This is a genomic window from Streptomyces sp. NPDC110618 (assembly GCF_055657065.1).
In genome coordinates, this window is record NZ_JBVKBN010000013.1 from 117,383 (window position 1) to 129,441 (window position 12,059).

The 12,059-nt window shown below is 70.6% G+C and carries 7 protein-coding genes; 4 read left to right on the plus strand and 3 right to left on the minus strand.

Annotated features, from left to right (window positions below; translation table 11 throughout):
• Positions 1-7 precede the first annotated feature (7 nt).
• The 3 genes from mfd to ACZ7L7_RS22720 all read right to left on the minus strand — a co-directional run bounded on the left by mfd (position 8) and on the right by ACZ7L7_RS22720 (position 7,220).
• Complete coding sequence (gene mfd / locus ACZ7L7_RS22710) at positions 8-3,541, minus strand: transcription-repair coupling factor (protein WP_285515299.1); 3,534 nt, start codon at positions 3,539-3,541, stop codon at positions 8-10.
• Positions 3,542-3,855: 314 nt separating this feature from the next.
• A complete protein-coding gene (locus ACZ7L7_RS22715; protein WP_472076943.1) occupies positions 3,856-6,435 on the minus strand; it encodes an ABC transporter permease in 2,580 nt (859 codons plus the stop codon).
• Positions 6,432-7,220 (minus strand): ABC transporter ATP-binding protein, encoded by a 789-nt coding sequence (locus ACZ7L7_RS22720; RefSeq protein WP_285515297.1) that lies wholly within the window; start codon positions 7,218-7,220, stop codon positions 6,432-6,434. Before ACZ7L7_RS22720 ends, ACZ7L7_RS22715 begins: the two co-directional genes overlap by 4 nt.
• A gap of 448 nt (positions 7,221-7,668) precedes the next feature.
• Here ACZ7L7_RS22720 and ACZ7L7_RS22725 point away from each other — a divergent pair, with 448 nt between their 5' ends.
• The 4 genes from ACZ7L7_RS22725 to ACZ7L7_RS22740 all read left to right on the plus strand — a co-directional run bounded on the left by ACZ7L7_RS22725 (position 7,669) and on the right by ACZ7L7_RS22740 (position 12,022).
• Positions 7,669-9,192, plus strand: coding sequence for an MFS transporter (locus ACZ7L7_RS22725; RefSeq protein ID WP_472076945.1), 1,524 nt, complete (start codon positions 7,669-7,671; stop codon positions 9,190-9,192).
• A 20-nt stretch (positions 9,193-9,212) separates the two neighbouring features.
• A complete protein-coding gene (locus tag ACZ7L7_RS22730) occupies positions 9,213-9,800 on the plus strand; it encodes a GNAT family N-acetyltransferase (protein ID WP_472076947.1) in 588 nt (195 codons plus the stop codon).
• Positions 9,801-9,980: 180 nt separating this feature from the next.
• Positions 9,981-10,412, plus strand: a complete 432-nt coding sequence (locus ACZ7L7_RS22735; protein WP_453608342.1) for a DUF485 domain-containing protein — start codon at positions 9,981-9,983, stop codon at positions 10,410-10,412.
• Entirely contained in the window at positions 10,409-12,022 is a 1,614-nt protein-coding gene (locus ACZ7L7_RS22740) for a sodium/solute symporter (protein WP_285515293.1), read from the plus strand. The genes ACZ7L7_RS22735 and ACZ7L7_RS22740 overlap by 4 nt, the downstream gene beginning before the upstream one ends.
• The last annotated feature ends 37 nt before the right edge of the window (positions 12,023-12,059 follow it).

Below are 12,059 nucleotides of genomic sequence, written 5' to 3' on the forward strand. Positions count from 1 at the left end.
AGGGAAACTATGACCCCAGGATCGACGCCAGGAACTCCCCGACCCAGCCCAGCAGTTCCCGTCCGACCAGGGGCTTGCCGCCCACCTTCGCGGTCTTCGGGCGCGGTACCAGCACCTGGTGCACGGCCGGCTTGACCACCGAGCCCGGGTACAGGCGCTTGAGCCGCAGTTCCTGGGACTCGCGCAACTCCACCGGCGCGAAGCGGATGTTGTTGCCCTGCAGGACGATCTCGCCGACGCCGCACGCGCGCGCCAGCATGCGCAGGCCCGCCACGAGCAGGAGGTTCTCCACCGGCTCGGGCAACTTGCCGTAGCGGTCGACGAGTTCCTCGCGTACGGCCTTGATGTCCTCCTCGGTGTTGGCGGAGGCGATGGAGCGGTAGGCCTGGAGGCGGAGCCGCTCGCCGGGCGCGTAGTCGTGCGGGACGTGCGCGTCGACCGGGAGCTCGATCTTGACCTCCAGCGGCGGCTCCTCCTCCACACCGCCCTCCAGGGAGGCGCGGTAGTCCGCCACCGCCTCGCCGACCATGCGCACGTACAGGTCGAAGCCGACGCCCGCGATGTGGCCGGACTGCTCGCCGCCCAGGAGGTTGCCCGCGCCGCGGATCTCCAGGTCCTTCATCGCCACGTACATGCCCGCGCCCATCTCGGTGTGCTGCGCGATGGTCGCCAGGCGTTCGTGCGCGGTCTCGGTGAGCGGCTTCTCCGGCGGGTACAGGAAGTAGGCGTAACCGCGCTCCCGGCCGCGCCCGACCCGGCCGCGCAGCTGGTGCAGCTGGGAGAGGCCGAAGTTGTCGCCGCGCTCCACGATGAGGGTGTTGGCGTTGGAGATGTCGATGCCGGACTCGACGATCGTCGTGGAGACCAGGACGTCGAACTTCTTCTCCCAGAAGTCGACGACGACCTGTTCCAGCGCGGACTCCGACATCTGGCCGTGCGCGGTCGCGATCCGCGCCTCGGGGACGATCTCGCGGAGCTTGGCGGCCGCGCGGTCGATGGACTCGACGCGGTTGTGGATGTAGAAGACCTGACCCTCGCGCAGCAGTTCGCGGCGGATCGCGGCGCCGATCTGCTTCTCCTCGTAGGGGCCGACGAAGGTGAGGACCGGGTGGCGCTCCTCCGGGGGCGTGGTGATGGTGGACATCTCGCGGATGCCGGTGACCGCCATCTCCAGGGTCCTGGGGATCGGTGTCGCGGACATCGTCAGTACGTCCACATTGGCGCGCAGCTTCTTCAGCTGCTCCTTGTGCTCGACGCCGAAACGCTGCTCCTCGTCGACGATGACCAGGCCGAGGTCCTTGAACTTGGTCTCCGAGGAGAACAGCCGGTGGGTGCCGATGACGACGTCCACCGAACCGTCCTTCAGGCCCTCCAGGACCGCCTTGGCCTCGGTGTCGGTCTGGAAGCGGCTGAGGGCGCGGACGTTGACCGGGAACTGCGAGTACCGCTCGGAGAACGTCCCGAAGTGCTGCTGCACCAGCAGGGTCGTCGGCACCAGCACCGCCACCTGCTTGCCGTCCTGGACGGCCTTGAACGCGGCGCGCACCGCGATCTCCGTCTTGCCGTAGCCGACGTCGCCGCAGATGAGCCGGTCCATCGGGACCGACTTCTCCATGTCCTCCTTGACCTCGGCGATGGTGGTGAGCTGGTCCGGGGTCTCCGCGTAGGGGAAGGCGTCCTCCAGCTCGCGCTGCCAGGGGGTGTCGGAGCCGAAGGCGTGGCCGGGGGCGGCCATGCGCGCGCTGTACAGCTTGATCAGGTCGGCCGCGATCTCCTTGACGGCCTTCTTCGCGCGGGCCTTGGTCTTCGTCCAGTCCGCGCCGCCCAGGCGGTGCAGGGTGGGGGCCTCGCCGCCGACGTACTTGGTGATCTGTTCCAGCTGGTCGGTGGGGATGTAGAGCCGGTCGCCGGGCTGGCCGCGCTTGGCGGGCGCGTACTCCACGACCAAGTACTCGCGGGTGGCGCCCTGTACGGTGCGCTGGACCATCTCGATGTAGCGGCCGACGCCGTGCTGCTCGTGGACGATGTAGTCGCCCGCTTCCAGGGTGAGCGGGTCGATGGTCTTGCGGCGCCGCGCGGGCATGCGGGCGCCGTCCTTGCCGGCCGCCTTCTGCCCGGACAGGTCGGTCTCGGTGAGGACGGCGAGCTTGAGCGCCGGGTCGACGAAGCCGTAGTCGATGGAGCCGCACGCCACGTGCACGACGGACGGGCTGAGTTCGGCGAGGTCGGCGTCCAGGCGGGCGGCGATGCCCTCGCCGCCGAGCACCTCGACCGTGCGGGCCGCGGGGCCGTGGCCCTCGGTGACGTAGACCGCGCGCCAGCCGTCGGCGAGCCAGCCCTTGGTGTCGGCGAGTGCCTTGGCGGTGTCGCCGCGGTAGGTCTCGGGGGCGTGCATGCCGAGCTTGAGGGTGTCGGCCTCGTCCAAGGCGCCGTCCGCGGCGAACGGCGACACCGACCACCACATCATGTCCAGCTCGCGCGCCCGGTCGCGGACGTCCGCGATGGACCACAGGGAGGCGGCGCCGACGTCGATGGGGGCCTCGCCGCCGCCCGCGGTGGCCGCCCAGGAGGCCTGGAGGAACTCCTGGCTGGTGGCGACGAGATCGGCGGCACGCGTGCGTACCCGCTCCGGGTCGCAGACCAGGGCCATGGCGCCCTTGGGCAGGACGTCGAGCAGCAGCTCCATGTCGTCGACGAGGACCGGGGCGAGGGACTCCATGCCCTCCACGGCGATGCCCTCGGCGATCTTGCCGAGCAGTTCGCCGAGTTCCGGGTGGTCCTCGGCGAGGGCACGCGCGCGTGCGCGTACGTCGTCGGTGAGCAGCAGTTCGCGGCAGGGCGGCGCCCACAGGCCGTGCTCGGCGACCTCCAGGGAGCGCTGGTCGGCGACCTTGAAGTAGCGGATCTCCTCGACGTCGTCGCCCCAGAACTCGATGCGCAGGGGGTGTTCCTCGGTGGGCGGGAAGACGTCGAGGATGCCTCCGCGTACGGCGAACTCGCCGCGCTTCTCGACCAGCTCCACGCGCGCGTACGCGGCGGCGGCCAGGGCCTCCACGACGTCGTTCAGGTCCGCGGTCTGGCCGGTGCGCAGGGCCACCGGTTCCAGGTCGCCGAGGCCCTTGACCTGCGGCTGGAGGACGGAGCGCACGGGTGCGACGACGACGGAGACCGGGCCGGTCTCGGGGTCGTCGGGGCGGGGGTGGGCCAGGCGCCGCAGGACGGCGAGGCGGCGGCCGACGGTGTCGCTGCGGGGGCTGAGCCGCTCGTGCGGGAGGGTCTCCCAGGAGGGGTACTCCACGACGCCCTCGGGGGGCAGCAGGCTGCGCAGGGCCGCCGCGAGGTCCTCGGCCTCCCGGCCGGTCGCCGTCACCGCGAGCACCGGGCGGCCGGTCTCTCGGGCCAGGGCGGCGACGGCGAAGGGGCGGGCCGCCGGGGGGCCGACGAGGTCGACGTGCATGCGGTTGCCGTCAGTGGCCGCGCTGATCGCTTCCGCGAGGGCGGGGTCCTTGACGACGGCGTCGAGCAGACCGTGCAGGCTCATTCGGGGCGGCTTTCGTCGGGGGGTGGGCAACACGAACCGCCCGACACGCGCTGCGGGCCGGGGGTGCCTTCCAGCGTACGACGCCCCACCGACAGCCGCCGGACCTGTGGACAACCACGGGCTTGTGGACAGTGGACGGCCACGCCCCTGGGGACAACGGTGCCGACGCCGCCGATGGCGGGCCGGAAAAAGCCCGGTGCCGGGAAGCCCCCCAAGGCTTCCCGGCACCGGTCCCCGTTTCCCCCGTTTCCCCCGTTCCCCCGTCTCCCCCGTTCCCCCGCAACCCCCGTATGCGGTGGCTTTCCGTGCGCCGCCTACTCGGTGGCGATCGCGTTCAGGACGTTCATCCGCCCCGCCCGGAACGCCGGGATCAGTGCCGCGAACAGGCCCACGAAGGCCGAGCCGATGAAGACGCCGCCGATGGTGCCCCAGGGGATCTCCAGGACCTTCAGGCCTTCCAGGGCGAGGAGCTGCTGGGCGGTGGCGCCCCAGCCCATGCCGAGGCCGAGACCGAGCAGGGCGCCGAAGAGGGCGATCACCACCGACTCCAGGCGGATCATCCGCCGCAGCTGGCGCCGCGAGAGGCCGATGGCCCGCATCAGGCCGATCTCCCGGGTCCGCTCGACCACCGACAGGGCGAGGGTGTTCACCACACCCAGGATCGCCACGATGATCGCGAGGGCGAGCAGGCCGTAGATCATGTTCAGCAGCTGGCCGATCTGGTCCTTCAGCGCTTCCTTGTAGTCGGTCTGGTCGCGCACCTCGTACTGCGGGTAGCCGTCCAGCGCGGATTTCAGGGCCGTGTACGCGGCCTCCTGCTGCCCGTCCTTCGCCGAGGCGAAGACCAGCTGGTCGAGCGGCATCCTGTCGGCGGGCACGTACTTGGCGAGTGTGTCGATCGACATGTACTTGGAGCCCGCGTCGATGACGACCTCGCTGCTGGTGATCGCGCGGACCGTCAGCTCGGCGGTCTCGCCGTCCTTGAAGGCGAGCTCGATCTTCGAGCCGAGGCTGATGCCGTGGTCCTTGGCGAAGTCCTCGGGCACGGACATCGAGTCCGGCTTGTAGGCGTCGTCGAGGTTGCCGGCGACGACCTCGGTCCGCAGGTCCCGCGCGTAGGTCGGGTCCGCCGCGGTGACGTCGGTGTCCTTGAGCGTCTTGCCGTCGGGGGTGGTGTAGTCCGCCTCCGCGATCTTGTACTCGGTGACGTGTTCCAGACCCGGCGTCTTCCTGACCGCCTCGACGGCCTGCGGGGTGATCAGCTGGCCGCTGTCGGACTGGATGATGAAGTCCGTACCGACGGTCTTGTCGAGCTGGTCGGTGGCCGAGGCCACCATCGAGGAGCCGACGACCGAGAGGCAGGCGACCAGCGCCAGGCCGATCATCAGGGCGGCGCCGGTGGCGCCCGTACGGCGCGGGTTGCGCAGCGCGTTGCGCTCCGCCATGCGGCCGACGGGACCGAAGATCCGCAGGATCATCGCGCCCAGGACCCGCACCACACCGCTGGCCAGCAGCGGGCCGATGACGACGAAGCCGATCAGGGAGAGCACCACGCCCAGGCCCAGCCAGAGCGAGCCCTCCTTGGCCTTGTCGGCCGAGGCGGCCAGGTAGAGGCCGTAGCCGCCGCCCGCGGTGAGGAGCGTGCCGAGCACGGCGCGCACCACGCCCGCCTTGGCGTCCGCCGGGGCGCCCGCGTCACGCAGGGCGGCCATCGGGGAGACCTTGCCCGCGCGGCGGGCCGGCAGATAGGCGGCGAGGACGGTGACGACCACACCGAGCACCAGGCCGACGACCGGGGTGGTCCAGGCGATGGTCAGGTCGGCGGTGGACAGTTCCATGCCCATGGAGCCCATGAGCTCCATCAGGCCGATCGCCAGGCCTACGCCCGCACCGACACCGAGGACGGAACCGACGACACCCAGCAGCAGCGCCTCCACCAGCACCGACCGGTTGACCTGCTTGCGGCTGGAGCCGATGGCCCGCATCAGGCCGATCTCCCGGGTGCGCTGGGCGACCAGCATGGAGAAGGTGTTGATGATCAGGAAGATGCCGACGAGGAAGGCGATCCCGGCGAAGCCGAGCATCGCGTACTTCATGACGTTCATGAAGCCCGCGACGTCCTTCTGGTTGGCGTCGGCGGTCTCCTTGGCCGTCTGCACCTTGTAGGCGCCGTCGGTCGCGGCGAGCACGTTCTTCTTCAGCTGCTCGTCGCTGACGCCGGCCGCGGCCGTGACGTTGACGTTGGTGTAGACGTCCGGCTCGCCGACGAGCGCCTGCTGGGCCGTCTTCGTGTCCAGGTAGAAGATGGCCGCGCCAGGGTTGGTGACCTCGAAGTCGGCGATGCCGGAGATCCGCGCGTTGTGCGTGCCGACCGCGCTGATGACGCCGATCTCGTCACCGAGCTTCAGGTCGTGCTTGTCGGCGGTGTCCGCGTCCACCATCACCTGGTCGGGGCCCTTGGGCGCCGCACCGGAGGTGATCTTCATGGTGCGGGCCTCGTTGCTGTTCCAGCTGCCGACGATGGTCGGGGCGCCGCTGGAGGGCGAGAGGCTGTCCTTGTCGCCGTCGACGACGGTGACCGAGGTGGAGAAGACGGCGCCCTCGGCCGACTTCACGCCCTGCGCGCCGCGCACCTCCTCAAGCACCGAGGCCGGCATCACCGGCGGCTTACCGGTGTCGTCGGTGGTCTCACCGGTGTCGGAGGCCTGCTTCGAACTGACCGTCACATCGGAGGACGTGGCCTCGAACAGCTTGTCGAAGGTGGTGTTCATGGTGTCCGTGAACACCAGGGTCCCGCACACGAAGGCCACCGACAGCAGCACGGCGACGGCCGACAGCGCCATGCGTCCCTTGTGCGCGAAGAAGTTGCGCATCGATGTCTTGAGCACGGTCATGACGTACGCCCCCGGGCGTCGAAGTCCTTCATGCGGTCCAGCACGGCCTCGGCGGTCGGCTTGTGCATCTCGTCGACGATCCGGCCGTCGGCGAGGTACAGCACACGGTCCGCGTAGGAGGCGGCGACCGGGTCGTGGGTGACCATCACGATGGTCTGGCCGAGTTCGTCGACCGAACGGCGCAGGAAGCCCAGAACCTCCGCCCCCGCGCGGGAGTCGAGGTTTCCGGTCGGCTCGTCACCGAAGATGATCTCCGGCCGCGCCGCCAGCGCCCGCGCCACGGCGACACGCTGCTGCTGACCGCCGGAGAGCTGGGTGGGCCGGTGCTTGAGCCGGCCGGCCAGACCGACGGTCTCCACGACCCGGTTCAGCCAGTCGCGGTCGGGCTTGCGGCCCGCGATGTCCATGGGCAGCGTGATGTTCTCGATCGCGTTCAGCGTCGGCAGCAGGTTGAACGCCTGGAAGATGAAGCCGATCCGGTCCCGGCGAAGCTGGGTCAGCTTCTTGTCCTTCAGGCCGGTGATCTCGGTCTCGTCCAGGTAGATCTGACCGCTGGTGACGGTGTCCAGACCGGCGAGGCAGTGCATGAGGGTGGACTTGCCGGACCCCGAGGGGCCCATGATCGCGGTGAACTGTCCCCGCGCGATGTCCACGTCCACATGGTCCAGGGCGACGACACGGGTCTCGCCGGACCCGTACGCCTTGACGACCTGCCGCGCCCGGGCGGCAACGGCCGTACGCCCTCCAGTGCCCCCGTGCCTGGGAATGGTCACGGCCGAAGTCATGATGAATCTCCTATGTCGGTCAACAGATGTCGTACGAAGCGGTGCGTCGCAGTCGTGCGAAGCGGTACGTCGTGGTGTTCGGCGAAGCGGTGAGTCGTGGTCGTGCGCTGCGTTACGTCGAAGAGTCTGGCGCCGGGAGGGGCCGGTGCGCGCTGGTGCCCGGTCCACTCTTTTCCGGGGGAAAACCCCACCCCCGTGAGGCCTGCCAGCCGCCCCTCAGCGGCGTAAAGCCAGGTTAAGGACGGTGGGTGTGCCGTCTCGTCCTCCGCCGGTACGAACCCTCCCCGAGCCCTGGTACGGAGGAACCCCTAGGGGCCGTGCACCCTTCGACGGATCTTTCTCGGGGTTGTCTCCTCCTCCGGTCCCGTACACCCTCGTGCCTCCCGTCGCGTGAGGCGCAAGTGGGAAGCTGGTCCGCGGCACATAGGTGCAGGGGGAAAGGAATCCGGTGGGCGGCGATACGAGACCCGCGGTACGCGACACGGCACCGCCCGCCGGGACCGGGCGGCGCGGCGCGGTGGTGGCGGCGCTGATGCTGGCGATGGCCCTCGCGGCCCTGGACGCCACCGTCGTCTCCACCGCGGTCCCCCAGATCGTCGGCGACCTCGGCGGCTTCTCGTACTTCTCCTGGCTGTTCTCCGGCTACCTGCTGGCCGTCACCGTCACGCTGCCCGTCTACGGCAAGCTCTCCGACACCTTCGGCCGCAAACCGGTGCTGGTGGCGGGCGCGGCGCTGTTCCTGCTCGGTTCGCTGCTGTGCGCCCTCGCCTGGAACATGGCCGCGCTGATCGCGTTCCGGATCGTGCAGGGCCTCGGCGGCGGCGCGCTCCAGGGGACCGTGCAGACACTCGCCGCGGATCTGTACCCGCTCAAGGAGCGGCCCCGCATCCAGTCCAAGCTGTCCACGGTGTGGGCGCTGTCCGCGGTGGCCGGTCCGGGCGTGGGCGGGCTGCTGGCCGCGTACGCCGACTGGCGGTGGATCTTCCTGGTCAATCTGCCCGTCGGGGCGGTGGCACTGTGGCTGATCGTGCGTCATCTGCACGAGCCGGAGCGGAAATCGTCGGCACGCGCGCGTGACGGCAGAACGTCCGTACGCACGCGTGTCGACTGGGCGGGTGCGCTGGCCGTGTTCGCCTGCGGCGGCGTGCTGCTGACGGCGCTGGTGCAGGGCGGGGTGGCCTGGCCGTGGCTGTCGGCGCCCTCGCTCGCCCTGCTCTCCGCCGGGCTGGTGCTCGCGGCGGTCGTGGTGGTCGTGGAGCGCCGGGCCGCGGAGCCGATCATCCCGGGGTGGGTGTGGCGCCGCCGTACGATCGCCGCGGTCAACCTGGCGCTCGGCGCGCTGGGGCTGCTGATGGTCGCGCCGACCGTGTTCCTGCCCACCTACGCCCAGTCGGTGCTCGGTCTGGGCCCGGTCGCCGCCGGATTCGTACTGTCGGTGTGGACGCTCAGCTGGCCGGTGTCGGCGGCGTTCAGCCAGCACGTGTACCGCAGGATCGGCTTCCGCGACACCGCGGTACTCGGGATGGGGCTGGCGGCGCTGATCCTGTTCGCCTTCCCGTTCCTGCCCTATCCGGGCCAAGCCTGGCAGCCGGCCCTGCTGATGCTGCTGCTCGGCGGCGCGCTCGGGCTGTTCCAGCTCCCGCTGATCGTGGGCGTGCAGTCGACCGTGGGCTGGTCGGAGCGGGGCACCACCACGGCGTCGGTGCTGTTCTGCCGGCAGACCGGGCAGACGCTGGGCGCGGCGGTGTTCGGCGCGGTCGCCAACAGGGTCCTCGCCGCGCGTCTGGGCGGGGCGGGCGACCTGGACTCGGTGACCCGCGCGCTGGACGCCGGTACGGCACCCGGAGCGACCCGGCACGCCATCGCGGAGGCGGTGCACGCGGTGTACTTCGGGGCGGCCTGCGCGGCCGCGCTCGCGGTGCTCGTCCTGCTGCTGCTCGCGCCCCGGAAATTCCCGGTGCTCGGCGACTGACCGCGCCTACCCTGGGCGCCATGGTGAGGCTGGAACGGCTGCGGCCGGAGCACGCGGAGCAGCTGCTGGCCTTCGAGCGGGAGAACCGCGCGTACTTCGCGCGTACGGTGCCCGACCGGGGCGACGCCTACTTCGCACCCGCCGGGTTCGCAGCCCGCCACCGAGCGGTGCTCGCCGAGCAGGACGCCGGGATCTGCCACTTCCACCTGGTCTTCGGCGGCCTCGGCGACTCCGGCGCCTTCGGCGATGTCGGCGAAATGGACCGGCTGGTCGGCCGGATCAACCTGATGGACGTCGAGGACGGCAGTGCCGAGCTCGGCTACCGCGTGGGGCGGCGCGCGGCGGGCAGGGGCGTGGCCACGGCCGCGGTCGCCGCGCTGTGCGAGCTGGCCCCGCGCGCGTACGGGCTCACCGCGCTGACCGCCGTCACGACGCTGGACAACCTCGCCTCCCGGACCGTCCTGGAGCGCAACGGCTTCCGCACCACCGGCCGGGCATCGCCTTCCGGCGCGCGTTGTAAGGCGAACGGTTTGCAGGGCGAATGGTTTGCAGGGCGAATGGTTTCAGCCACCCACTTGGGTCGAACAGCTTCGAAAAGTATGAGTTAACGGGGGTAACACCCGAGGTCAGGCCGGTACTGGTGAAAGTTCCGCGTGTACCGACCGATCAGTTTGCGTAAACCCTCGCACTTGTAGCTACCACCGAGTAGCGTGCGTCACCGCTCCACCGCCCCCCACGCATCCCTGCGGTCCGCACGTCGGACCCGAGCCGCACGCAAGGAGCACGGGATGTCCACCGACCCGTATCCGCCGTACCCCCAGCAACCGCACCAGCAGCAGTACACGTCCTACCCCTGGCAGCCGCCGGCCCCGGCCGAACCCCCGCAGTACCGGCCCCCACGCCATCCCCCACTCGGACACCACAGCGATCTGCGGGTCCTGCGCACCGCCTACCGCTGGCAGCGGCGCACCGCCACCATCACCGCGCTCGGGTACTTCGTCCTCTTCCTGATCCTTTCGGCGTCCGCGCCGTCCTTCATGACCAGCACCGTCACCGACGGCCTGCCCACCGGACTGCTCCTCGCGCTGATCCAGCTCCCGGTCACCTGGGTGGCCATAGCCCTCTACGAACACACCGCACGCCGCTACGTCGACCCCGTCGCGGAACGCATCCGCAAGCAGGCGGCCGTCGACGCCCGGCGCCAGGAGGCCGCACGATGACCTCGCAGTTCAGCGGCGACACCCAGACGATGTCCCTGGTCGCCTTCTCCGCCGTCGTGACCATCACGCTGCTGCTGTGCGTGATGACCGGCCCCGACCGGGACGACCTGGACGAGTTCTACACCGGCTACGGCTCGCTGTCCGCCATGCGCAACGGCCTCGCCATAGGCGGCGACTACATCTCCGCCGCCACCGTGCTCGGCACCACCGGCGTCATCGCCATGTACGGCTACGACGGCATCGTCCTCGCGCTCAGCACCGCGCTGTCGCTGATGCTGCTGATGTTCCTGCTGGCCGAACCGCTGCGCAACGCGGGCCGCTTCACCATGGGCGACGCGCTGACCCGCCGGATGCCCGGCCGCGCCGTCCGCATCGCCGCCTGCGCGGTGACCCTCCTGGCCCTGGTGCCGCTGATGGTCGTCCAACTCGCCGGCACCGGCCAGCTGCTCGCCTTCATCCTCGGCTTCTCCGGCGAGACCCTGAAGACGGGCTGCATCATCGGCCTGGGCGCCCTGATGATCAGCTACGCGGCGATCGGCGGCATGAAGGGCACCGCCCTCATCCAGATGCTGAAGATGGTGATGCTGCTCGGCTCCGGCGCCGTCGTCGCCGCGCTCGTGCTCAGCCGGTTCGACTGGGATCCGGGCGCCCTGTTCACCGCCGCCGCCGGCAACAGCGACGTGGGCTCCGCCTTCCTCAACTCGGGGCTGCAGTTCGCGGGCGGCCCCTACCCGGGCCTGGACATGTTCACCTCGCAACTCGCCGTCGTCCTCGGCGGCGGCGTCCTGCCGCACGTCACCATGCGCATGTACACCGCCTCCAGCGCCCGCCAGGTGCGCCGCTCAATGTCCTGGGCGGTCTCGACGGTGGTGCTGTTCGTCCTCGTCATCACCGTCATCGGCTTCGGCGCGACCGCGCTGATCGGGCGCGCGGTGATCGCCGGGGCGGACCCGCAGGGCAACAGCGCCTATCTGCTGGGCACGCAGGCCGCGTTCGGGACCGAGGTGTCCGCCGCGGAGACCTTCCTGTTCACCACGGTCACCACGGCCATCTTCCTCACCCTGCTGGCCTCGGTCGCCGGCATGATCCTGGCCTGCGCCAACTCCCTGGCCCACGACGTGTTCGCCGACCGGCTGCGGCAGTGGTCCGGACGGCGCGAGATGATGATCGCGCGGCTGAGCGCCCTCGCCGTGGGCGCCCCGGCGATCCTGCTGGCCACGATGATGCAGCACCGCAGCCTCCAGCCGCTGATCACGCTGGCGTTCTGCATCGGCGCCTCCGCCATCGCGCCCGCCCTCGTCTACAGCCTCTTCTGGCGCCGCTACACGCGCACCGGCCTGCTCAGCACACTCATCGGCGGCACGCTCGTGGTGCTGCTGCTGATGCCGGGCACCAACCTCGTCTCCGGGTCGCCGTTCTCGGCCTTCCCCGAGGCCGACTTCAACTGGTTCCCGTTCACCACCACCGGCATCGTCTCCATTCCCGCCGGGTTCCTCTTCGGCTGGCTCGGGACCGTGGCGTCGGGCCACGAGAAGGCGGAGGAGCAGCGCCGGCAGTACGAGGCGGTGGAGGGATGGATTCTGGCGGGGGCCGTACGCCGTCGGGGCTGAGCGGGCGCGCTCACTTATCCGACGCCACAACACGGCA

Bases quoted from the DNA above. Each gene is read 5' to 3' on its own strand.
- mfd (WP_285515299.1), bottom strand. From the start codon at position 3,541: ATGAGCCTGCACGGTCTGCTCGACGCCGTCGTCAAGGACCCCGCCCTC.
- ACZ7L7_RS22715 (WP_472076943.1), bottom strand. From the start codon at position 6,435: ATGACCGTGCTCAAGACATCGATGCGCAACTTCTTCGCGCACAAGGGA.
- ACZ7L7_RS22720 (WP_285515297.1), bottom strand. From the start codon at position 7,220: ATGACTTCGGCCGTGACCATTCCCAGGCACGGGGGCACTGGAGGGCGT.
- ACZ7L7_RS22730 (WP_472076947.1), top strand. From the start codon at position 9,213: ATGGTGAGGCTGGAACGGCTGCGGCCGGAGCACGCGGAGCAGCTGCTG.
- ACZ7L7_RS22735 (WP_453608342.1), top strand. From the start codon at position 9,981: ATGTCCACCGACCCGTATCCGCCGTACCCCCAGCAACCGCACCAGCAG.
- ACZ7L7_RS22740 (WP_285515293.1), top strand. From the start codon at position 10,409: ATGACCTCGCAGTTCAGCGGCGACACCCAGACGATGTCCCTGGTCGCC.